The organism is Enterococcus lemanii (assembly GCF_016909125.1).
GTDB classification, from domain to species: Bacteria; Bacillota; Bacilli; order Lactobacillales; family Enterococcaceae; genus Enterococcus_I; species Enterococcus_I lemanii.
Window position 1 is genome coordinate 13,038 of sequence record NZ_JAFBFD010000001.1, and the last position, 23,511, is coordinate 36,548.

27 protein-coding genes are annotated in these 23,511 nt (G+C 42.6%); all 27 read right to left on the reverse strand.

What is annotated here, in order from left to right:
• Positions 1-198 precede the first annotated feature (198 nt).
• The 27 genes from JOD14_RS00070 to JOD14_RS00200 all read right to left on the reverse strand — a co-directional run bounded on the left by JOD14_RS00070 (position 199) and on the right by JOD14_RS00200 (position 23,460).
• Positions 199-1,137, reverse strand: coding sequence for a GH25 family lysozyme (locus JOD14_RS00070; protein ID WP_204652652.1), 939 nt, complete (start codon positions 1,135-1,137; stop codon positions 199-201).
• Between the two features lie 2 nt (positions 1,138-1,139).
• Positions 1,140-1,550, reverse strand: a complete 411-nt coding sequence (locus JOD14_RS00075; RefSeq protein ID WP_204652653.1) for a phage holin family protein — start codon at positions 1,548-1,550, stop codon at positions 1,140-1,142.
• Positions 1,551-1,610: 60 nt separating this feature from the next.
• Complete coding sequence (locus tag JOD14_RS00080) at positions 1,611-4,079, reverse strand: glycosyl hydrolase family 18 protein (RefSeq protein ID WP_204652654.1); 2,469 nt, start codon at positions 4,077-4,079, stop codon at positions 1,611-1,613.
• Complete coding sequence (locus tag JOD14_RS00085; protein WP_204652655.1) at positions 4,079-4,663, reverse strand: hypothetical protein; 585 nt, start codon at positions 4,661-4,663, stop codon at positions 4,079-4,081. Before JOD14_RS00085 ends, JOD14_RS00080 begins: the two co-directional genes overlap by 1 nt.
• Positions 4,656-4,853 (reverse strand): hypothetical protein, encoded by a 198-nt coding sequence (locus JOD14_RS00090; protein ID WP_018659533.1) that lies wholly within the window; start codon positions 4,851-4,853, stop codon positions 4,656-4,658. The genes JOD14_RS00085 and JOD14_RS00090 overlap by 8 nt, the downstream gene beginning before the upstream one ends.
• A gap of 12 nt (positions 4,854-4,865) precedes the next feature.
• Complete coding sequence (locus JOD14_RS00095) at positions 4,866-7,391, reverse strand: phage tail spike protein (RefSeq protein ID WP_204652656.1); 2,526 nt, start codon at positions 7,389-7,391, stop codon at positions 4,866-4,868.
• A gap of 4 nt (positions 7,392-7,395) precedes the next feature.
• Positions 7,396-8,172: a distal tail protein Dit gene (locus JOD14_RS00100; RefSeq protein ID WP_204652657.1), complete on the reverse strand. Its 777-nt coding sequence runs from the start codon at positions 8,170-8,172 to the stop codon at positions 7,396-7,398.
• Positions 8,173-8,184: 12 nt separating this feature from the next.
• Positions 8,185-10,791, reverse strand: a complete 2,607-nt coding sequence (locus JOD14_RS00105) for a phage tail protein (RefSeq protein ID WP_204652658.1) — start codon at positions 10,789-10,791, stop codon at positions 8,185-8,187.
• 205 nt (positions 10,792-10,996) lie between these two features.
• On the reverse strand, positions 10,997-11,380 hold the full coding sequence (locus JOD14_RS00110; RefSeq protein ID WP_067424221.1) for a hypothetical protein: 384 nt from the start codon (positions 11,378-11,380) through the stop codon (positions 10,997-10,999).
• A 13-nt stretch (positions 11,381-11,393) separates the two neighbouring features.
• The gene (locus tag JOD14_RS00115; RefSeq protein ID WP_204652659.1) at positions 11,394-11,978 is read right to left on the reverse strand and encodes a major tail protein; all 585 of its coding nucleotides are present in this window, start codon (positions 11,976-11,978) and stop codon (positions 11,394-11,396) included.
• Between the two features lie 2 nt (positions 11,979-11,980).
• Positions 11,981-12,325: a hypothetical protein gene (locus JOD14_RS00120; RefSeq protein ID WP_204652660.1), complete on the reverse strand. Its 345-nt coding sequence runs from the start codon at positions 12,323-12,325 to the stop codon at positions 11,981-11,983.
• On the reverse strand, positions 12,322-12,753 hold the full coding sequence (locus tag JOD14_RS00125; protein ID WP_204652661.1) for an HK97-gp10 family putative phage morphogenesis protein: 432 nt from the start codon (positions 12,751-12,753) through the stop codon (positions 12,322-12,324). Before JOD14_RS00125 ends, JOD14_RS00120 begins: the two co-directional genes overlap by 4 nt.
• Positions 12,740-13,081 (reverse strand): head-tail adaptor protein, encoded by a 342-nt coding sequence (locus JOD14_RS00130; RefSeq protein WP_204652662.1) that lies wholly within the window; start codon positions 13,079-13,081, stop codon positions 12,740-12,742. Before JOD14_RS00130 ends, JOD14_RS00125 begins: the two co-directional genes overlap by 14 nt.
• A 3-nt stretch (positions 13,082-13,084) precedes the next feature.
• Complete coding sequence (locus JOD14_RS00135) at positions 13,085-13,393, reverse strand: head-tail connector protein (RefSeq protein WP_122864850.1); 309 nt, start codon at positions 13,391-13,393, stop codon at positions 13,085-13,087.
• Positions 13,394-13,415: 22 nt separating this feature from the next.
• A complete protein-coding gene (locus JOD14_RS00140; RefSeq protein ID WP_122864849.1) occupies positions 13,416-13,640 on the reverse strand; it encodes a Head fiber protein in 225 nt (74 codons plus the stop codon).
• Between the two features lie 12 nt (positions 13,641-13,652).
• On the reverse strand, positions 13,653-14,849 hold the full coding sequence (locus JOD14_RS00145) for a phage major capsid protein (RefSeq protein ID WP_070210507.1): 1,197 nt from the start codon (positions 14,847-14,849) through the stop codon (positions 13,653-13,655).
• Between the two features lie 16 nt (positions 14,850-14,865).
• Positions 14,866-15,597 carry a head maturation protease, ClpP-related gene (locus JOD14_RS00150; protein ID WP_204652663.1) on the reverse strand — a complete coding sequence of 244 codons (732 nt, stop codon included), beginning with the start codon at positions 15,595-15,597 and terminating at the stop codon, positions 14,866-14,868.
• The gene (locus JOD14_RS00155; protein WP_204652664.1) at positions 15,533-16,855 is read right to left on the reverse strand and encodes a phage portal protein; all 1,323 of its coding nucleotides are present in this window, start codon (positions 16,853-16,855) and stop codon (positions 15,533-15,535) included. Before JOD14_RS00155 ends, JOD14_RS00150 begins: the two co-directional genes overlap by 65 nt.
• Before the next feature lie 15 nt (positions 16,856-16,870).
• On the reverse strand, positions 16,871-18,472 hold the full coding sequence (locus JOD14_RS00160; protein ID WP_204652769.1) for a terminase TerL endonuclease subunit: 1,602 nt from the start codon (positions 18,470-18,472) through the stop codon (positions 16,871-16,873).
• Between the two features lie 112 nt (positions 18,473-18,584).
• Positions 18,585-18,809, reverse strand: a complete 225-nt coding sequence (locus JOD14_RS00165) for a DUF7678 domain-containing protein (protein WP_204652665.1) — start codon at positions 18,807-18,809, stop codon at positions 18,585-18,587.
• A gap of 4 nt (positions 18,810-18,813) precedes the next feature.
• Positions 18,814-18,993, reverse strand: coding sequence for a DUF5049 domain-containing protein (locus JOD14_RS00170; protein WP_077316369.1), 180 nt, complete (start codon positions 18,991-18,993; stop codon positions 18,814-18,816).
• Positions 18,983-19,213 carry a DUF4314 domain-containing protein gene (locus JOD14_RS00175; protein ID WP_046391904.1) on the reverse strand — a complete coding sequence of 77 codons (231 nt, stop codon included), beginning with the start codon at positions 19,211-19,213 and terminating at the stop codon, positions 18,983-18,985. The genes JOD14_RS00170 and JOD14_RS00175 overlap by 11 nt, the downstream gene beginning before the upstream one ends.
• Positions 19,200-19,889, reverse strand: a complete 690-nt coding sequence (locus tag JOD14_RS00180; RefSeq protein ID WP_204652666.1) for a virulence protein — start codon at positions 19,887-19,889, stop codon at positions 19,200-19,202. Before JOD14_RS00180 ends, JOD14_RS00175 begins: the two co-directional genes overlap by 14 nt.
• Before the next feature lie 136 nt (positions 19,890-20,025).
• Positions 20,026-21,264, reverse strand: a complete 1,239-nt coding sequence (locus JOD14_RS00185) for a site-specific DNA-methyltransferase (RefSeq protein WP_204652667.1) — start codon at positions 21,262-21,264, stop codon at positions 20,026-20,028.
• A complete protein-coding gene (gene metK, locus JOD14_RS00190; RefSeq protein ID WP_204652668.1) occupies positions 21,254-22,417 on the reverse strand; it encodes a methionine adenosyltransferase in 1,164 nt (387 codons plus the stop codon). Before metK ends, JOD14_RS00185 begins: the two co-directional genes overlap by 11 nt.
• A gap of 1 nt (position 22,418) precedes the next feature.
• The gene (locus tag JOD14_RS00195) at positions 22,419-22,958 is read right to left on the reverse strand and encodes a P27 family phage terminase small subunit (protein WP_204652669.1); all 540 of its coding nucleotides are present in this window, start codon (positions 22,956-22,958) and stop codon (positions 22,419-22,421) included.
• Between the two features lie 118 nt (positions 22,959-23,076).
• Positions 23,077-23,460, reverse strand: coding sequence for an HNH endonuclease (locus tag JOD14_RS00200; protein WP_330583662.1), 384 nt, complete (start codon positions 23,458-23,460; stop codon positions 23,077-23,079).
• Between the last annotated feature and the right edge of the window lie 51 nt (positions 23,461-23,511).

Below are 23,511 nucleotides of genomic sequence, written 5' to 3' on the forward strand. Positions count from 1 at the left end.
GTAACAAGTCCGCCTGTCTGTGGTTTCTTAGAAACACTAATTTTGAGATTGTGTTTCATATCCATCACCTCTTTCCAAAGGGCGATTTATTTGTTGCCCTCTACCTAGTAGCCACGGGAGGTGATAGAATCTGACGGTTTAGAAAAAAAGAATGCCTACCAAAGAGAAATACTCCTTGATAGGCAATCTTACTAGTTCTTATTTCAAGAGTTCATTGACCCTTTTTTGTACCGAAATGTAGTCATAACCGGCATTTGTAAGTTTGTTTTTTCGATCTTGTCCGTTACCCCAATCGCCACGAATGACTTCCTTTGCGATGGCATCAATAGACTTTTTACTAGATAACATTTCATTGACCTTTGATTGCACTGCCACATAATCATAGCCTGCATCCGTTAAGCGTTTCTTTCGTTCTTCACCATTACCCCACAAGCCTTGAATGACTTCCTTGGCCAGCGTCTCGATCGATTTCTTTTCTGTAGGAGCAGGTATATTTTCTTCTTTACCAAGATGATTAAGCCCTGCACTTTGGATAATCGCTTTGTAATCTTTATAGGCATAGTTCATGTCTAAGTTTCCTGAGTAACCACTTAGTTTACCTTTGCTTGTGTACTGCCAGATACCATGACGAAGAGTCGGTTCTTTACTGGACCACTGAGCGACCCAGAAATCATAAGGTTCTAGACGATCCAGTTCTGTTAAATCTTGAAACCAAGAACTAGACGCATAGATGCCGGAATAGTAGCCAGCACTTTCTACGGTTGCACAAAAGCCTACTAAAGCATCGGTAATGGCTTTCTTGCCACTTGGCCGCTGGTGATAATTATCCTCTGTATCAATAAATACGGGATAAGAGATGGTCTTGCCTTTGATAATTTCTAGGCATTTCTTCGCTTCTGCTACGCCTTTGGCATTAGTATTCGCACAGCTGTACCAGTAAACACCGATAGGAATACCTCTCTCGTGAAAGGCTTTGTAGTGTTGTTCAAAGGCATCATCCTTGTGCAAACTTACTCCTGTACCGTGGCCCGTATATCCTGCTCGAAGGATGACAAAATCAACTTCTTTTGCAAGTTGGTCATAGTTTATCTGACTTGGTTTTTGCCACGTACTGATATCAATTCCTTTAGTTTTCATGATTATTCCTCCTTGTCGCTCTTGTTATGAAGCTGTTCTAATACATCTTTTAGTTTTTCTGGGATAGGTAGTCCAAGGTGAGCTGAATTTTCTAACAGCGAAATTCCCTCATTTGATAGATAGAAGAAAACAATCGCTGTTCTTAGTACGCTCCCATCACCAATCACATAAACGTCTAAAATATTGGCTACACCCACTAAAACAAAAATCAGCACTTTACGGCTGATTCCGATAAATCCCACTTCACTTGATAGGGTCTTATCAGCGATTGCACATAAGACACCTGTTAGATAGTCGATGACTACAAAGACTAGTAGCGCATATAAAAATCCGTCTGCTCCTCCTAAAAACCATCCGAAGAATCCACCGATTGCTGTTATCACAACTTGGATCCAGTTCCATATTTCTTTCATTTTAAATTCCTCCTTTTGATGAAATAAAAAGAACACCTACTTTTGCAGATGTTCCTTTGATTACTCTATTTGTTTTGGTAGCCACTCCCAGAGTCTTAAATCCTCCTGCCCTAGTGACCACATACACATGCCTCGAAGTTTCCACCGATAAGCTGCTTCATTTGCCCAGTACACAAGGCTATCCACATCCTGATAATAAAGAATGGAAAATCCGTCACCATCACCTAAGAAAATACGAGATATCCAGATGTTAATATCCCTTAGAATGATGGTGACACTGTAGTCATTTCCACACTGAATGGATGGCATCATATCTGAATGAAAAAAATCATAATCTAGGGAGATGCTTTCACTTCTTGTGGCTGATTCTTCAAGGTCTGCTGTTAAAGTAAACACTTGAAACTCATCATCCCAAGAACAGTTACTTCTTGATAGCCGACCATATGTTTTAAATGCCCCATCTGGCATAAGCACGTCAAAGCGTTCATAAGGCTCATAGGTCCAAGCATCGCCTAAGCGAAGCAACTGGCAATGGACTTTATTATCCGAACGAATACCTACATACCCTGTCACATCCGAGCAAGTGGCTGTAAAGCGCAGTGTATTGGATGCAGAGGAATAGACCCGCACTTGATTGCCACGCTTTCGAATTTCTAGAGTGTAAAAGCTTGGATTCGATCGAATGTTTGCGGCCGATGTTTTTGAAAAGCTGGTGGCATAACTACCTTTTAAAGTAGAACCTTCATACAGTTCAATACGCTGGTTATCATAATTAAAGCAACAATAAATCGTTCCAATAAAAACACCTGCCTTGCCACTAAAGGTCTCAGGAAAAATAATCTGCGCCCTTAAATGTATATCTGAAAAATTGTTGTAGTTCCATGCTAACTGACCCTTACCCTCCAGTTGGGAATAGGGTCTATTCATCGAACTGCTTGTATCTTGCCACACACTCCATTCCCCCGATAATGTTGTCCAGTAGCTTTGGGGGAGAGGGTTATCATCTCTAAAATCCTCATACCACACAAGGGCAGAATCTGCTTTTCTTCTAAGCATCTCAAGCGTCAACTTAAAACCAGTTGCAGGCCCTACCATATCACCATTTACATCTTTGAAATGTCTAGGAGCAAGGGTATATTCTGCTTCACCAACTGTTGGCTCCTCAGAAAATGAAGAACAGACTCTAAATCCATAAAACTGTGCACCCTTTGCCCCAAGCGAAATGGTGATGGTATGTGTTCCTTGAGAAAGGCTCACTCCTTTTTTCAGTACCGTCCAGAAAGTCGTTCTCCAATAAGGCCACCACAGTCTGTTTTCAGAAAAATCTACTTCATTTCCATCAAGGGAGATGTGAATACTATTCTTATCCCAAAAGGGAAAGCCTAGCTTTACTGCTACATCATAAGTTCCTGCCTGAGCAAGCGTGAAATGATAGGTTGCCGCACCTTCATCCCCCAGTGTTGTGACGCTATTAGAAACAGAAACAACACCAGAATAACTATCCGGCATGGCATCATGATCCACATAAACAGTTCCAAAGGCTAACTTTTGTTGTTTGCCATAGGCCGTCAGATACTGTCTGCCATTGTAGCTTGCAGATAAGAGTGGGTAGCTATAGCGAGTGGCATCTCTTCCTTCCATATAATCGTAGACATGCGGCAATGCCCAAGGCACTTTATTCTCATCATCCCAGTAAGCCACGATGGGAATAAACGGTTGAGGAGGCGCATCGTCTGTGAAATTATAGGCTCCTGTCATCCAGTATTTTGCCGCATAGTAGGTATGAGACGTTCCCCTATAGGCTTTACCTAGGTTTTCTGGTGTGTCATAGATTTGCCAGTTCCAGCCATAAGCAGGCATTCCAAAGAAAATCTTGTCGGGATTCATCACTGTAACGGCATAATCATAAATGCCTTCAAGCCAGCTTCTTGGAGATACAGGTCCCGGTGCAGAACCTGACCAAGCCATACCATAACTCATAATTGATGCGGTATCGCAATAAGGGTCTAAGTCTCCGTAAACGCACCAATTCTCACCACCTACTGAACCATTGACACTGGTCATACCGGGAAGGCAAATGTTCATCAGTTTACTTGAATCATAGGCTTTGATGGTGTTGTAAATATTTTTAAACATGGTCGTTGACTCAGCATGAGTGGAATAGTCATCGCCTCTTTCTAGGTCAATATCAATACCATCGCACCAAGGATACTTTTCCATAAGACGAATAAGCTCGGATAGAAACAGTTCCTGAGCGCCATTCGTGTTGTCTCTCAATGCTCTAAAAATACTATTTGCACCATCATTGGCAATGGTCAGTAGCCATTTGATGTGACGATAACGGTTAATGTAGGGGAGCATACTGCTGATGGTGACACCACTCTCAACAATCTCACCGGTAGTTCGTACCTTAAAAGAAAAAAGACCGATGGTATCAATCCGGTCTCCGTATTTCTCTAAAGCTTCATACATTCGTGCATTTCCCATAAAAGTCCACACCATGATTTTCTTGCCTTTTAGTCGTTCCATTAGAATGGCTCACCTCCGTCTTGCATTTCCTGCATGGTAAACAGCACCCTTGCAGATTTCCCTTTTTCAAGGGTCACTTTGTGCTTTGAGTCCCAAGCAGCACTGTATTGATAGAACCCCTCTTTGGGTTCGCTTACTCCGTTTTTGGTACACTCTCGTGTAGATGCTAGGAGCGCCAACTCAACATCTTTTCCAATGGTTCCAGGGAAGGAGACCTGTTGCCCTCCTATACCTTGGCTTAGTTTCACTGTTACCGCAGACATAGAAAGCTTTGGATAGATATGAATATCAAGTCCTGCAGAGGTTTCACCAACATTAAATAAAATAATGGTTTCCTCTGAACGGACCACACCGTTAAACCAAACAGGATTCTTGATACTGCCATCTTCCTTTAGTTTTTCTAACCTACTTTCTGTATGAGGCGCATAACCATTTAGAACAGGTCCTTCTTGTAACTGGATGTCCGTAAACCAAATCATGCCAGTGCAATCATAGAGGGTAGGTTTTATGCTTACACTCATGACACGCTTATCTTGTTTTTTATTTATCACTTCCGCTAACCTGATAAATTTAACCTTAACCATCTAACGTCCACCTTATTTCACAGGGATGACCTACCCATCCCGTGACCACTGAGCCTGCTTGTAAAAAGAGATCCGTAATATAAAAAGTGCCTGTGCAATTTGTGACACAGACACGGATGGTAATGGATTTTACTTTAGAAGAGTAGCTTTCTGGGAGTATCTTTTCTGATGTTCTTGAAAAATAAGCCACCAATCCACCTCCTTAATACAAATCAATAAATCTTGTTTCTGTCGTACCATCTTCATATTCAATAACCACTTCAATGCCAACCTGTGAGTCGCTACTCAGCTTGCCTAGGTTTTCAGATGCGATTTGTGCCGAGAGCGTGTAGCTAGAACGATTCGCTGGATAGATGGTCTGAGCCATACTCTTTGTCATATTGGCTACACCAATCGCCTTAAAGGATGTCGACCCACTTACACCGTTATCACCATCTACTTCAAAGCCTGAATTAACCCAGTAAGCCATGCCATCATCAGCACGAGAATTTCGCAGCAGATTAAAAGGCACCATTTCCCGGATATCATTGTTCGTCACCATACTGGTGCCTTCGAGAGAATCTGCAACGTTATCCCACTGGCTTGCAGAACTACCCAGATTTTTAAGGGCAGTAGATAGTTCTAATACTGTATTCCATGGTTCTTGTAAGTTATATTCTCTTCGTATAACACGAGTTGTCACCGACAGTCCTAAATCTTTATCTTCTACATGAACATAATCGCCAAGCGACCATGCTTCATGCTCATAACCTGTTAACACCGATAAATCCATTGCGTTTAAAACATAAGAGATGTTTGGTTTTGAATACTGAGCAAGCCGCATCTGTGTATATTCTTTCATTTGATAGGGATTGGTAAAGGAAGAACAATCAAGCGTTGATATCCGAATATCAGACGAATACGTATAATCCTCCACATATGCCTTTCCACCATTGATGTCTGCAAAGGTAAGACCATCGCTACCAATGGCATAGAGCCTTGTTACAAGACTTCTGGTATCAACGACTCTTTTAATGCTCTTCATATTTTTCTTATAGGCGAACAATGCACCACTATCCGTACCATAGACCGTTAAGAGATGGACCAGCCGATTGGGGCAATCAAAGACGAGATCACCTCCATGTAAGTCTGCCACGCTTCGGAGTATGGATAAAGCATTCTTTTCTGTACTGGTCCAGGTTCTCTTTGTTCTCACATTGACAGTGCCTACACTCCACTCCGTACCTTCTAGAGCGTAAGCCATAGCAGCCTCAGCAGTTTCCGCATCAAATTTATGTTCTTCTTTTCTCACTGAAAAGGTTAGGTCATAAAACTCTGCTTCGGCATACACTTCTGTCGCTAAATTCCCTTCGCTGTCTTTTGTATCTGTCAAAGTCCTTACTTTGTAGACGTCATCAACAATCTGGATTTTCTTTTCACTATCAATAAATCCCCGCTTGGTATCACGGTAGGGGATCATAAAGGAGAGCGTATCCTCGCCATTGATTTCACTGGTTACTACAATGTTATAAGCATTTTCTAACACAGCCTCCCAAGCCCCATTTGAATCCAGTACGACCGGTCTTGAAAAACCAATCCTCTCATAAGGTGACTTTGGAATGTCATAAAGCCTGATATCAATAATTCGCGGGGTCTTACTCGTATCTGTGGTAGTAAGCGTGACTCTAAAGCGAATGTATGCCTTATTCGGAGATATCAATTTTCCATCAAGTGCAATGGCTGTCCAATCACTCCAATGAACTAGGTCATCGCTTGTTGAGGTTTCTATTGGCCCAACTGCAGTTACCCCAGAAATATATTCACTGGTAACGGAAATCCGACCTGTGCCAGACAGATTACACGTTGCCGGAGCCGTATATAGTGTTCCTTCCGTAGGGTAAACACCTTCTGTTTCCCTTAAACTCACGACTCCCGGTACGCTAAGGGCATCAACAGCACCACCCATATCACCACCGTTAGTCAAAAGAGACCCATTGAAATAATCAATCAAATCATCCGTTGTAAGACAGGAATCCATATCGAAAAACCAGTCATCAAATCTTCCAGCATACCAATAGGCATCTGCCTGCATGCCCATAATGATGTCGGCCGTGCAAGAAGGATTTAGTGTGCCTGTAAAGGAATAGGTCGGGGATACCCAGCTCGTTCCACTCGTCTTATCTCCCAGTACAATCCATGCATTTTTATTGTTTGGTTCTATGACCGTGCAAATAAAATACACACCACCATTGATTAAAGAAAAAGGCGGTGTCGTTGTTTGGTCGAGTATAAGAGAACCACTAGCGTTATAAAGCATGATTCTAGGTCTGCCGGCAAAGAGCGACAGGTAAAAGATAGGCTGACCAGGACCATAGCGCGTATTTAATATAGGGCAATAGGTATTTCCAACCGAATAAGTAGTCGGTATCATCCATCCGCCAACAAGGATTCGTTCTCCCATCTCCGAAAAGAAAGTACCATCATTGGCCACTTTAAGGTAGGTTTTTTCTGTAGCGGGATTGTTGATGTTGATTCGGATGTGTCTCCCTTTTTGGCCGCTTTGAAGGCTTGCAGTTGTTCCTAGATAATTGACAAGTTCTATTTTTCTGTCTAACCCAGAAGAGTCTGCAAGATATCCATTTTCATCTACCGATACATCATTAAATCGCCACAGTCCAGATTTTGCATATTCGACTGGGAACTCTCCCGTAAAATCTGTCTGTTTATTTAAAATTGTTTTTAGTGCCACTGGATCACCTCCATCTACTGCGAGCCTTTATTTCAAGCGCTGTAAATACAGCATTATTTGTTGTAATTGCTAGGATATTCGTGCCTACATGAAGACTTGGAAACTGTATCTCCTTTAGGTATGGCAAAGCGTTTCTTAAAATTATCCCGTTTTCGTCTTCCACATAAGCCGTCATCTTATCTGTATCAATGACAAGGATTTCTTCCTTCAAAAGTACAGCATTCACTATTTTCATTTCCAAGCCATTGGTTGTAACAGAAATAGAATTGTTCACACCCGATGTGATAATTCCCTTCAAGCGATACATAGGATTGGATGCTACATTACCGGTCTGTCTTGTTATCGTGTGACTTCCTTCGCTTTCTATTAAATAATTTTCATCCGTAATGGCATAAGCAAAAGGGTCAGGACAGAAAAACTTCAAGTTAAAACTGCCTGAAAAACGAATGAGTCGTTCACAATCCACTTTCTCATTCAGCCTCGCCATGAAATACCTGTCTGGCACATCATCAAAAACGAGTTCTTTTAATCCTTGCATGGGATCAAGCCATGTTGACAGTTCGTCAAGGGTACTCACCAGAGCAGAAAAGCTGTGCTTGGGATAGATATTACAAGCTACATTGATTTCTCTGTAATCAAAATCAGCCCCAAAGTCTGTCACACCATACTTTCCAGGTACGGTGGTGGTAAAATTTCGCATCCCTCCACAGACCTGCCAGGAAGTGAGCCTGGCTTTTAGTCCCATGCTTTTTGAAGAAATATCGTCATATAAAAAACCCATTGGCACACCTCCTTATGTTGTAGAAAACCGACCCTGAGCACGAGAGCCTGTCTGAATTAAGTTATAAAGTTCTTGAGATACCCTTCTGATATCATCTTCACTTCGTACAATCATTTGCTGTACAGTAACCAGCGATCCACTGACACCACCTAGGGAAGAGGTCGCTGCATTTGAAATCACGCCACCTACAGAAGTATCCACTGAAAAGTCTGTAGGCAAGGATGTACTCATATCGCTGGCCAGACTAGTCATCACATCGTTGATATCCTCGCTCATCATTTCAGCCGCTTTTACAGCCTCATCACCATTATCTTGGATAGAACCTGCAAGACCTTTCACAAGCATTTCACCAACCCACCCCATCTGTTTCGATGGTGATTTGATACCGAAGAAATCCTTGATGCCCGTCCAAATGCCACTAATCCAACCACTCACTTTATTCCATAACCAAGAAGCAAGGGATTGAATACCCTGCCATAGTCCTTTTACAATGTTGCCACCCACCGTCACGATGGAACCCATGGAGTTTGTAAATGCTCTGACGATGCCGCCAATAATCTGAGGCACTGCTTTTACGATTTCTACCACAATGGTTGGTAAATTCTGAATGAGTGCTACAAATAGCTGAACCCCTGCCATAATGATCTTGTCGATGTTTCCAATCAAGGCATTTACGATACTTGAAATGATTTGAGGGATTGCCGCCACAATAGTGGTAATAATGGTCGGTAGATTTTGAATCAGTGCAACAAGTAAGTCGACACCCGCTTGTATGAGTTGTGGAATCGAACTTAAAATCCCATTTAGTATTCCATCAATAATCTGTGGAATCGCCTCAACAATTGCCGTAATAATTTCAGGCAAGGCTGTAACCAGCGATGTTAATAGCCGAATACCTGCATCTATAATCTGAGGAATTGCGCTTATAATAAAATCAACGATTGCCAAAATAATCGTAGGGAGAGCCTCAATTAGTTGCGGGATCGCTTCGAGTAGCCCCTGAGCCAAACCAAGTATTAACTGCAGTGCTGCATCGAGCAGCATGGGTAGATTATCCACCAAACCTTGCACAATCGTAGTAATTGCATTAACTGCCGCAGGAATCAGTTCTGGCATTGCTTGCCCAAGGCCATCTACTAAAGCCGCTATTAACTGAACGGCTGTATCCACTAGCAGTGGTAAGTTTTCAATCAACGCATTCACAATCGTGAGAATGGAATCAACTGCTACCGGTATTAGGGTAGGTAGTAGGTTCATCAGTGCGTTCAGTACCTGAGTAAATAAATCTGTCACGGTGGCAAGGAGTGTCGGTAACAAATCTGAGATGGCATCTAGCAATGCTTCAATGGCTATAGGTAGTGCTTTTACGATATTTTCAATCACTGGAGTAATGTTTTTCACCACCGACTGAAAGGCATCCACCATGTTTTTACTGAGTTGTTCCATATCTGCATCTGCATTCCCAAAACCAACTAAAAGATTTTGTAAAGCCGATTGGAAGGCATTCAAGGACCCTGAAATAGTCTCCTCTGCCTCAAGAGCAGTCGTACCAGCAATGCCCATGCTTTCTTGAATGACATGGATGGCAGAAACTACATCGGCATAAGAAGAAACATCGTACTCAATGCCAGAGATAGCCTCGGCATCAGCAAGGAGTCGCTCCATTTCACTTTTTGTACCGCCATAACCAAGTTTAAGGTTATCCAGCATGGTGTAATTTTGCTTGGCAAAACCCTGATAGGCATTTTGAATGGATTCCATGTCTGTACCCATTTTATTGGCATTGTCAGACATATCGGTAATCGCCATATCCGCATATTTAACGGCTTTTTCTGTATCTCCTCCAAGAGAAGAAATAAGGCTTGCAGAAAACGAAGTGACCGTTTCCATGTAGTCATTGGCAGAAAGACCTGCCGTCTTATAGGCATTCGATGCATAGTCTTGTAACTGCTGAGAGTTTTCTCTAAAAAGCGTATCCACACCACCGACTAATTGTTCGTAATCTGCATAAGCGGAAATGACTTCTTTACCCAGTTTGACAGCCACCGCACCTGCTGCAACAGCAACTGCTCCCATGGCAATGCCGATAGATTTTAGAGTTGTACCTAAGCCTTTAAACTTAGATTCAGACTTTTCAGCATAGTCAGCTGCCTCATCAATCTCTTTTCCCATATCATCTGCACTGTCGGTGACATCGTTCATTTCACGGTTCATGTCATCGAGAGCATCTTCAGCATCATCATAATTGGAGTTAGCTTCTTCAAGAGCAGCATTATTGCTACTTAACTCTCGCTCCATATTGTTGAGTGCTGCCTCAGCATTGTTTAGCTGAATCTGCCAGTTCTGTGTTCTTCTATCAGTTTCTCCAAAGGAGGTAGCTGCATTTTCTAGAGCCGACCTCAAGGTATCAATTTTGCTTTTTTGGGTTTCAATCTCTTTGTTAAGGACTGAATTTCTGGCGGAAAGAGCCTGGACAGACTTATCGTTTTTATCAAATTCTGAGGCTACCAGTTTCATTTCAGAGCCAAGGACCTTAAAGGAACGATTGATATCGGTTAATGCCTTTTTAAATTCTTTCTCGCCTTCAAGACCGATTTTTAAGCCAAAATTATCTGCCATGCTTTCCACCTCCTTTGTCAGATTCCATCAGGGATAATGTCATCGATAAATATCTCTCTTTTTGGTTTTGCCAGCCCCTGATACTGTTTGTGGCACTCCCACAAGTCTAGTAGCAAACCAAACGGCATCAGCCAAAATTCATCCATGGTCAGATGTAATAGACTGATGCCGTAATATAAAAGCCTCGTAAATAACTCTTCGTCACTTACGGGGCTACTGCGTTTTTTGGGCTTTCCTCACTGAGTACATTTCTTTTTGCACCCTTGTAAAGGGCATTCATTATTGCCTCTTTGTACTCTGCCAAATCAATCGGGCTTGTGAGAATTTCCACCTCATCTTCTGTTAGTAATTCCTTCGGTGCATCCTTGTGCTTGATGTTATAGACAAGGGTACTTTGATTGGCCAGTAAGGTAATCAGCCACACAATCTCTGAAAGTGCCATCTCGACATTCTCAGACTTCATTAGCTTATCGCCTAGGTTTTCAAGACCGCCATAGCGTCCTGCGATTTCCTTTGTTGCCTTTGTAGTAAGTAGTAGCACATATTCATCGCCACCAATACGAATGCTTGCTGTTCGTTCGTTATCCATGAATTATCCCTCCTTATACTGTGTAATCCGGTTCATAGACTTCTGTATACCAACTGCTGATAACCGATGCCGGTACATCCTTATCGCCTTCGGTCACTTCCGCTTTCCACGGATGTTTACCGCTTGTATCCGGCTTGTTTCTTCGGAGAACCGTACCTTCAATTGTTGGTGTTGAGAATGTAATACTGTCACCTTTTGTTGCTAGGTTTGTCGCAGGAATACCGAATTTCACTCGATAGAGCCAATAGTATTTATACTTGCCATTGGATTTCTTTGCTCTAAAACCAACAGCCACAGGATCCCCGCCATCTTCACTGTTAGAAACCACAACGTTGTTTTTATCAACCGTGACACCGGTTAAGGCGGCTGCAGTAGTCGAGCCAATATCATCTACTCCAAGAGAGATAGTGCCATTCTTAAATTCTTTGACGATTTCTGCCGCACCATCATCTGCATAGAGGGTTGCCTCTGCCAGTTCAACAGATAGCTCTGCTGAGATTGCTTTTGCCAGCTGAGTGGGTGTGCCATAGATTTCTTCGCCATTTTCATCATCTGTGATGGTCACATAATAAAGTTTATCCAGACCAATTGTTGCCATTTTTAATTACCTCCTATTTCATAATGTTTGGCTACATCCACGTTGTAGTGGTAATAGCCCGTATCATCTTCAAAGCCGATGTAGCTCCGTGCGGTTATGGTGAAACTGGAAGCCAACAATAACTGCACCACTTGATTTTTTAACGCTGTATAACTGCCTTTGCTATAAATTGAAATCCGTGCCTCTTGAACATCGATGCATGGTAGATTATCCGAATGAAGGTCAAAGCTATCGCTCATCGGAACAATCACCATGTACTTACCAGGGGCAGTATCCGAAAACACACCTGTTTCTATTGGTACATCTAGTGATTCTAAAGCGACTTGTAAGTCTGCTAGAATGCTCATATCTTTTTGACCTCCTCTTCAAAAGTGCTTTTCATTGTCGAGATACACTCAGACTTTGATGCACTTTTAGCTGGTTTCAAAAAAGGTTTTGCAGGCTGACCGTGTTTGCCGTATTCAAGGATATTTGCTAGTTTTGCATTACTCTCTCCATCAGACCTTGGTTCAGAAAAACCTATTTTAATATTGTGGTTTCCGTTCCTATCTAGCCTGACTGAAGTGACACCGAGTGCCTTTTCTAATTCACCCGTTGATCGTGATTCATGCTTTGTACCTTTACCGATTACAGCAGAAAGATTGCTCTTCGTTCGTTTGAAAACGACTTCGCCACCTGCTTTTAGCACCTTTTCGGCAACAGGGTCAAAGTCAGAGCCAAGATTTGAAATCTTGAGCAAAAAATCATCGGGCATCTTAATATCAACTTTTGCCAATACTGCTCACCACCTTCTTTGCCAAAACTTCTGTATACATACCTCGACCTTTTACGTTTTCTACCGAGGTAATATCAAAAAATTCTCCCTCACACTCAATAAAGTGTTCTGTAGTTACCACCACTCCAGGAATGGCACGAAATCTAAAGAGATCCGTAGCTTCAGAAAAAGCAGAGAGATTTGCCCATTTCTCACTGCCATGACGCCCTTCTCGATAAACTCGAACTGAGGCAAGCATGGTCTGTGATGTAGTGGCAAATCCCTCACTATCTTTCGTTGTTGTAATTGCTTTAATATCAGCAAATTTATTCATTTTTCCAAAACTCATCTCTTACACCTTCCAATCCCGATCGAGTCTTAATAGTAGGTTGACCGTTTTCCAAACCTGCTGACCCGCCTGCACATTATCTGCAAAGAAGCCACCTGTACTGCCATCTCTGCTTTCATAAAAATGAGAGGAAAGCATAATAATGGCTTGCTCAGTAGTCGGTGGCATGGGGTGATCGGTGTAGTACTTTTCTGGTACATGCTGATAACTCTCGGCATAACTGACAGCAGCGGCGATGAACATCTCTAAGAGTTCGTCATCAGCTTCATGCTCTAAAATCAAATTTGCCTTTACCTTTTGAATCAGTGTCATACCGCTACTATCCTTTCTCTTTTTAATCAGCTTCTATGAGTCCGGCTGTTTTTAGCTTTGAAAGCAATGCATTAAAATCAGCAACTAAACTCGTAATATCTTCTGCCACACTAGGTGCTTGGTTTTCTGCAGGAGTAAAAGAAGAAGGGAGACCTGTTACTGTTGCTCCCTCCTTAATCTCTAGCGTTCCACCGATAACGGTTTTGTCACCGCCTTGTTCGGTATAGTTTTTAGCTGAATAACTCATCGTGCCACCTCACTAGGCTTTCTGCTGAAGAACCTTGATTGCTTCAGGTAGTACTAACTTGCCATCCACACGTTCTTTAGCTACAAAACCGACCATGCCATTACCTGCAAACAGCTCACGAAGTTCTGCAAAGGAACGAGAACCACGATCTCCAATGTTGTAGTAAGACAAATCGCCAAAGATAATGGTCTTAGCACCTGCCTCAATGGTAGGCATATAAGCAGATGTATAAACAGGATAGCCAAGTAGTTTATCTGGTTCACCTGCAACAAGAGCTGCTTGCCACATATAGGCTCCGTTCCCGTCCTTTAGTTTTCTAAGTGCCGCTATGGTCTGGTCATTTAAAATGAACACGGCATTTTTACGATAAGGACGCTTCAAGGAATACACAAGGTTAATCACTTCGTCAGCAGTAATCGCCGTTGCAGATGCTGCTGTTACACCGACTTCAGCACCACCACTTGCAGCCAGAATACCCAGTGGTTTCCCTGTACCATTACCATTAATAAAGGCATCTTCCTCGGCATTAGCCAGAGCCTTATAAAACTCCTCAATGATGTAGTTCTCCAGTTGGAAGGCATTGTCATAGAGCAGTTCCTCGGTAACCTTTACAGCTACATGAAGTTTGTGAGCATCCAGATTAATTTGAGAGAAGGTTGCATCACTAAAGGTCAGTGCCTCTCCCTCATCAATCCATGCAGCCGCAGGTTTTGTGGCCGCTATATTGATTTTTCGCTCACCAGATGTCGTAATGGTATGGCCTAACTTACGGATGATATTTTCGTCTTTCAGCCCATCAATCAGTCTCGTGTCATACTCTTCTGGAACCAGATATCCACCATCAGCATCAACACCTTCTTGCAGGACATTGGATACATTACGGAAGTTTGAACGAAGAGCTGAAAGCATTGCTGTCTTATAAGAATCAGCTGCTCGGCCAGTTTTAATTTCACTGTTATCCAGTCGACCATTCATCGGATTTTCAATGATTGGCTTGCTGACAGGTTTTTCAAGTTCAGCCTCGATTGCTTCACGTCTTTCCATGCGATGGATTTCATTCGTGAGTTCAGTGATCTCATCTTCCATGGTTTTGTAGGTTTTATCATCTTCTGCGGATAATGTGCCATTCTTGGTTTTATGAGTGTCCAAGAACCCATCCATCGTTTCAATAAGCTTTTTGCGTTTATTACGCATTTCTGTAATCGTCATAGTAAAATTCCTCCATTTACATATATTTTTTGATAATTAAAAGACGCTCCTTGAGTTCATCAATTGAGCGCCCTTGGGGTTTGGCAGATTCCTCCGCCTGAATTGGTTTATTCTTTTCTGCCATTTTGTTAAGTAGGTTAGTTGCCACTGCTTTTCTAGAAAACGCATAGGCAGAAAAAGTGGGTTCGGATTGTTTCTCATCCTTTAGCACATCGTCTGCAAAGCCAAGTTCTATGGCTTTGTTGGCATTCATCCAGGTTTCAGCATCCATCAGATGAGATAGTTTGATGCGAGATACTCCAGTCTTAATCTCATAGGCATTAATAATGCTTTCTTTCACCTCATCTAACATCTCAATCGCTCGTTTCATGTCTTCATGATCGCCCATCGTGATGGTTGCCGGGTTATGAATCATCATGAGTGCTGTCGGAGCCATCAATACCTTTGTTCCTGCCATGGCAATGACAGAAGCGGCTGATGCTGCAATCCCATCAATCTTGACGGTTACCTCATCTGGATAATCCATCAACATGGTATAAATCTGACTTGCGGCAATGCAATCTCCACCCGGTGAGTTAATCCATAAGGTGATGGGTCCTTTTCCGCTAAAGAGTTCATTTCTAAACATCTGCGGGGTCACATCATCATCAAACCAGCTTTCTTCAGCGATTGTTCCATAAAGCTCAAGAACTCGTTCTTCTTGTTCGCTTGCTTGGTTCTTCCATCGCCAAAATATCTTGTTCTTCATCCAAGTCTTCCTCCTTTCCATCCTCGTTTGTATTTGCGAATGCACCTGCCTTTGTAAGAGGGAGCATATTCCCGTTGACAAGGTACATGTCACCGCCGTCCTCTGCAGGAATACGGTCTAGGTTTTCAAGTTCCCTAATATCATTTGCACTCATCCAACCGTTCTGCCTTGCTGTGGCATACCCGCTCATGCGACTAACATAATCCCCTCTAAGCAGACCTTCTACATTGAATCTAAAGAAGTATTTTTTCTTTTCTTCCGGTGTAAAAAGGGTGCGTGCTAGGGTTTGCTCCCAACGCACTACCCACGGGTCTAAGGTGTATTTCACAAACTCAAGGGATTGTTGCTCAATATTTGAAAAGCTCGATTTTTCAAGGTCGCCTACCATGTGGGGAGGGACTCTAAAAATCCGAGCAATTTCATTTATTTGAAATTTCCTTGTTTCAAGGAATTGTGCTTGTTCTGGTGAGATAGAAATCGGTGTATATTTCATCCCTTCTTCAAGCACAGCTATTTTATTGGAATTGGCACTGCCACCAAATTGTGACTGCCAAGCCTCTCTGACTTTCCCAGGTTCTTTAATCGTTCCCGGATGCTCCAACACACCACTTGGAGCCGCACCGTTAGCAAAGAACTTGGCTCCATATTCCTCTGTTGCAATGGCTAGACCAATCGCATTTTTAGCCATCGCAATCGGGGAGTAGCCAACCAGTCCATCAAACCCGAGTCCGGGAATATGAAGTATATCGGAGGTACTAAGTTTTACTGTCATTCCCTTCGTACTGTTCACATCATCTGCACCTCTGGTATATAAGTAATAGAGCTGCCCACTCTCATCTCGGTGGACGGACATCCGATTTGGCATCAAGGGGTAGAGTCCTACAACTTCACCTTTGCCATTGCGAATAATCTGCGCATAACAATTCCCCCATAATAAAAGATGAGTCATCATTGTTTCTCGAAACACAAAAGAACTCATCTCAGGATTTGGTTCATCATGCAAAAGTTTATACAAGGAATGGTCAATTGCTTTTTCCTTGCCACCATCATCTGTATAACGATAAAGGTGCAGTGGAAGCCCTGCTACTGCTTCAGCTAATATCCGAACACAAGAGTATACGGCCGTCATTTGAAGTGCCGACCGCTCGGTCACTGTTTTACCTGCTGTGCTTGAACCCATTAAAAAGGTATAGTTGGAACTCACAGCTCTGTCAGTAGGCTTATCTCTTGCCTTGAAAATGGATGATAAAAATCCCAAAACCAATCACCTCCCTCATATAAAGAGAATGCCTCGGTTGTCATAAACCGAAGCACTCGTATCATTGCCACAACGAATCGCTCGATCAAGAGCCATAATCGTTGCCACTGCACCATCAATCTTTTCTGATGATTTTTCCTTGTCCGGCTTGATGTTGCCTGCCGGGTCTGTTCGAACAAAAATGTTATCCATCATCCAACGAAGCACAGGATGCCCGCCATGAGCAACCTTTTCTTCTAGCGTTAGTTTCATCAGTTCTTTAGTCGGTGGACTCATATCCTTAAATCCTTGACCAAAGGGGACTACAGTAAAACCCATGCCTTCGAGGTTTTGCACCATCTGCACGGCTCCCCAACGGTCAAAGGCAATTTCACGAATGTTGTACTTCTCGCCTAGTTCTTCGATGAACTTCTCAATAAAACCGTAATGGACTACATTGCCTTCGGTTGTTTTAAGGTGATCCTGCTTTTCCCAGACATCATAGGGAACATGGTCACGGTTGACCCTGGCACTTAGAGTTTCTTCTGGCAGCCAAAAGTAGGGAAGAATGATGTATTTATCATCCTCATCTAGGGGAGGAAACACCAATACAAAGGCAGTAATATCAATGGAGCTAGAAAGGTCTAGTCCGCCATAGCATACCCTTCCAAGTAAATCCTCTTCATTTACAGCAAAGGCGCATTTATCCCATTTATCCATTGGCATCCAGAGAACCGCTTGTTTGACCCACTGATTAAGCCTTAGCTGTCTAAAGGCATTCTCTTCTGCAGGGTTTTGCTTGGCTGATTCACAAGCGGCTTTTACCTTATCAATCCCTACCGTTATGCCAAGGCTTGGATTCGCTTTTTTCCACACCTTCGGATCTGTCCAATCATCTGACTCATCTGCTCCATAAATAACCGGATAAAAAGTAGGGTCAATCTTTCTTTTCTCCATGAGGTCTTTGGCTTTCTGATGGGTTTCATAGCAGATTGATTTTGTATCAGATCCTGCCGTGGTGATCAGAAAATAAAGAGGCTGCGTTCTGGCATCACCAGAACCTTTGGTCATGACATCAAAGAGTTTTCTGTTGGGCTGCGTATGCAACTCATCAAAAACAACACCATGAATATTAAAACCATGCTTTGAATAAGCCTCTGCTGAAAGCACTTGATAAAAACTATTAGTCGGTTGGAAAATAATCCGCTTTGTTGCCGATAAGATTTTAACTCGTTTACTTAGAGCCGGGCTCATACGTACCATATCAGCAGCCACTTCAAATACGATGGACGCCTGTTGCCTGTCTGCAGCGCATCCATAAACCTCGGCTCGCTCTTCACCATCACCACATGTAAGTAACAAGGCTACGGCAGCAGCTAATTCTGATTTTCCCATTTTCTTTGGAATCTCAATATAAGCCGTATTAAATTGCCTGTAGCCATCTGGTTTCAGTGTTCCAAACAAATCCCTGATAATCTGCTCTTGCCAATCAATCAGTTCAAAGGGCTTTCCTGACCATTTCCCCTTGGTATGACTTAAGCATTCGATAAAGTTGACCGCATAATCTGCAGCATCTTTATCGTAAATAGAGTCCTTTGCCATAAAAGGAGTCGGTTTATATTTCTTAAATTTTCTGATTGCGGTCACCCCTCTTCAAAATGAGCATAAAAATAGACCCGCATCAAGCAAGCCTTATTACTCTTTCTATACGAGAAACAGAGCCAATGTTGGCACTGTCCTCTGTTGCTATTTAGTTGTGTTCTAATAATAAGATTGCAAGCGCAATTTCTGTATCCTCATCCACAGGTTCAATGTCCCAGCCTCGGTCATAATTTGCAATAAACTCTTCTTTGCGCTTAAGCATCAGCTTTGAGATGCGCCCCTTGTCAATGCCAAATTCCGAACTTTTCTCATAGCACTTTACCCAATAATGGATGATGCTGTCATGAACTTTAATGCTACCTTCTTTCCACACGGTTTTATTCCTCCTTGCCTGTCAGAATGAATCTGGAATAGGCCCCCACGTTATCTGCAAGGTAAACAAGTAGCTCGTCATATCCTTCCCTCAGAGCGATTTCCTGTACTTTTCGCACATCAAACATATTGGTTTCACCGGTATCTCGAATGGCAAGAATCTGCTCTTTTATCTTACTTGTCATCTTCAACCCTCCTGCAAAGGTCTTCTCCAAAGACTACGGATAAATTGGAGCCTGTATCCCAAGACACCATTATGGAGCCGATGTCATCAACACCTATGACTGTTCCTTTTGTGCCAATCATTGGAGCTTGAATATCATCCATTCTTAGTAATTCTACTCGGCAGCCTACAGGGTACTTCTCACGAAGATTTTGTAACCGTTCTTTACTAATTATCCTCATTTTTTGCTCCTCCTTTAAATGCCGATGAACCTGTCAGGTTTCTAAGCAGTATTTTTCGCTCATCTTTATAGTCTTTTCCAATAAAGCCAAGGCGGAGTAAAAAGCATCTGAAGGCGTATTTTTCATTTTCTACTTCTTTCTCTTTCACCGTGATGCGTTTCTGATTTATCGCCATCTCTGATAAGGCTGAAATGAAGTGGGTATATGCTTTAATCTCTTCTGGTGTTGGTAACTCTTCAAACCAAGGAAATGAAACTTCATCTTCAGAAATTTCAATCGGCAATTCTTCTACATCAAGTGCATGACGAATTAGTTCTCCTTTTGCCTCAACAAGTGCTTGTAAGTTTTCAAGTGCGCCTTCAGAAAAGTTGCTCCTTGGCATGGAAACTGTAAGGCCAAACTCCTCGCTGTCTGCCGTTTGTCTGCCCTCTGTGGCGCTTATCTCTTCCTCAGCAATAAAACCCTCGCTGGCTAAATGTCCTGCCACACGTTCGATTTCTTCGCTGTTTACCTTGTCACTGAGTTCAAGGTTTCCATTCTTGTCGATGGTAAAGTCACCTACCTCATATGCCATACTAGGCATTCCTAGGTACTTTGCTTTAACTCCTATGAGATTACTAAGGGCTGCGACTAGCCTTTTTCTTTCTGCTCCTGTTACGTTATAGTTAATGACCATGTACAAAACCTCCTTTTGTTTTGGTATGTACATATATCACTCTAAAGCACTGATATAGCAAGCTTTTTCTCGATTATTTGGTGTAGAAAGAAGCCCTAAGTATTTCCCTCTAATTGTGTAAACCAAACAGCGCCGACTACTCATCTGCAGCTAAATCCAATTCATCAAAACCATAGCTAAGCCCGTCTCTTTGAACACTGACTTCTTTGGAAGTCCCAACCTGTTCAATGTAGCGTTTAATAATGACATCGCAAAACTTCTCATCTAGTTCTGCCGTGTAGCAAATGCGTTCTGATTGCTCACAGGCAATTAGAGTACTACCACTTCCGCCAAATGGGTCAAGCACAATGGTGTTACTCATAGAGGAGTTCAAAATTGGATAGGCGAGAAGAGGAATAGGCTTCATCGTAGGATGGTCACCGTTTCTCTTTGGCTTATCAAATTCCCAGATGGTGGTTTCTTTCCTACCTGTATACCACTGATGCTTGCCTTTCTTCTTCCAGCCAAACAGCACAGGTTCGTGCTGCCATTGATAAGGAGAACGCCCCAGTACAAGCGAGTCCTTTTTCCAGATACAACAGCCAGACAAATAAAAACCGGCATCCGAGAAAGCTTTTCTAAAATTAAACCCTTCGGTGTCGGCATGAAATACATAGATGGAGGCATCGTCTGCCAGCACTTCTTCGATATTGATAAAGGCGTCTAAAAGGAATTGATAAAAGGCATCATTTCCCATATGGTCATTTTTAATCTTTCCTGCAGTGCCTTCATAATTCACATTGTAGGGAGGATCTGTTACACACAAGTTTGCCTTCTTTTTATTCATCAGCACATCATAGGTTTCTTCCTTGGTGGAGTCACCACAGATAAGCCTGTGTCTGCCAAGCGTCCAGATGTCACCAAGCTTGCTGATTGCTGGCTTTTTTAATTCTTCCTCCACATCAAAGTCATCATCGTGGATCCCCTCTTTCAGCGTGTCTTTAAATAAGTCATCCAGTTCTTTAGGGTCAAATCCAGTTAGGGAAACATCAAAATCTACACCTTGTAAATCTGAAATTAAAAGGGCCAATTTATCCTTATCCCAATCACCGCTGATTTTATTGAGTGCGATGTTGAGTGCTTTTTCTTTTTCTTCGTCCATTTCAATGATGACACACTCAACTTCTGTGATGCCCATATCCATGAGAACCTTCAGTCTTTGATGCCCACCAACAACATGGCCGGTCACCTTATTCCAGATAACCGGCTCTACATAACCAAATTGTTCAATGGATCGTTTTAATTTATCGTATTCTGCATCTCCTGGTTTCAAATCTTTACGAGGATTGTATGTTGCAGGGATGAGGTCTTTTGTGTTCTTCTTTTCAATCAACATATTTGTTTACCGCCTCCCTTAGTTCTGTATAGCAATCTAGAAATTCCCACGAGCTTAATCCATATCTGAAATGGCCGTAAGTAGCTGTATCTGCATAAATAACATCCGTCAGCTTTAGCTTTTCGATAATGGCTGCAGGTCTTAAATTGAATACATCTAACACAGCACGGCAAAGGATACTTTCTTCCACCGTGCCTGTTCCAAAGGTATCAATCTCAAGAGCAACAGGATCTGCTTTTCCAATTGCATAGGAAATCGCTACCTGGCATCGCTTAGCAAAGCCACATCGAACAATATTCTTTGCAATCGCCCTTGCCATATAGGCACCACTACGGTCAACTTTTGTCGGGTCTTTGCCTGAAAACGCACCGCCACCATGAGCAGCTAATCCGCCATAGGTATCAACCATGATTTTTCTTCCCGTAAGACCGGTATCAGCTGCTGGTCCTCCTTCAACAAATCGTCCACTAGGATTAATGAGGATCTCAGTCTCATCGTCAAAGGGGTATTTTTCAAAGACAGGCCAAAGCACCTGTGAGATGACTTCATTTCTTAAAACATCTAGATCTTTATCTGCACCGTGTTGAACGGAGACAACGATGGTCTTAATTCGTTTTGGTTTGTCACCTTCATATTCCACCGTCACTTGAGCCTTACCATCTGGGCCAATGTCTTTGATTACACCATTCTTCATCACCTTATCCAGCTTTTCGCAAATGGCATGGGATAAGACTAAGGGGAGAGGTAGTTTCTCACTAGTTTCATTGGTGGCATAGCCATAAACGGTGCCTTGGTCACCCGCTCCTAACATGGAATACCATGACGTATCACCCTCACGAGATTCCAAGGCTTGATCCACACCACCTGCGATATCTTTACTTTGTTGATGGACGTAGACAAAGACTAAAAACTTTCTAGGATTGTAGCCCACATCCGTCAGAACACTGCGAACAACACCCCTGATATCAATTCTCTTTGAGCAGGTGATCTCACCAGCAACAATGATGTGACCTTTGGTAGCTATCACCTCGCAAGCAACACGAGAAGATTTATCTTTTCTTAAACACGCATCTAAAATGCTATCTGAAATAAGGTCACATAGTTTATCGGGATGACCTTTACATACACTTTCACACGTTCTATATTTTTTCATTTTATTTTCCTTTCCGAGCAGATAATAAGCGCTCCATCAAATCATCTTGTGGACTTCTTCCACCGAACTCCACAGAGCAGTTTTCTTTTACAATTTGGTAAATCTGATACCAACACTGGTTGACCTGTTTCATGTATTCACGGCTCATCGCAACATAAGGTGATGCGATGGCAGCTGAAGTGGTTGGATGCTTGGCAAGAAATCCATATTCTGAAATACACTCTTCGCACTGAATCCAACGAGAAACACTCATGGCATACTGCTCGATTAGCTGGTTGTTTACTAACATTTCGCAGCTACGATCTTTCAGCCACTTGTAAGTTTCGATATAAATATCTTCTGCACAGAGGTCTTTACCGTTTTTCTGAGCCGCCTTTAAATAATCTTTTACTGGAGGAACATCCGTGCCTTCCATTTCTGCTGGCTCCGGCAGTACTTGAACCCCGTTTAATCTGCCATCAGCAATTTTGTCGGTTAGAGCCTTTGATTTTCTTCCTGCACCAACACGCTGACCGCCTCTTGATGTACCGTCTTTCGCCATGTTTTCACCCCACTTTCCTAAAAATCTTTAATACCCCCTTTGATTTCTGATTTTTACACACGAAGCCCCAGGCCGTTGTCCGCCATAAGAGGTCTAGAGATTTGACCTCCCCCTTGGCTCAGCTACGAATCTGTCGATCACCGAGTTCTAAATGAATCTTGTTGTGACAGGATTTACATAAGGACATCAAATTACTTCTATCGTGTGTACCACCTTGAGAGACAGGGAGGATGTGATGCACTTCATCAGTGGGAGTTAGTCTTCCATCCTCTTTACACATCTCACACAGGGGATGTTCTCGTGCATATCTGTCACGGATTCTTTTCCAGGCTCTGCCATACTTTTTATTAACATCACTTGACCGTTGGTACTTGTCATAGCGCCTACGCTCTTCTACTCGATGGTCTTCACAGTACTGGCCATCGGTTAAGTTGGGACAGCCTGGTGTACTGCATGGTCGTTTTGGTTTTCTTGGCATCATATCACCTCGCTTTCTGGGCATAGAAAAAGCCCTGCAGGGCGCATCCCACAAGGCTTGGTAAGTATTCTATCT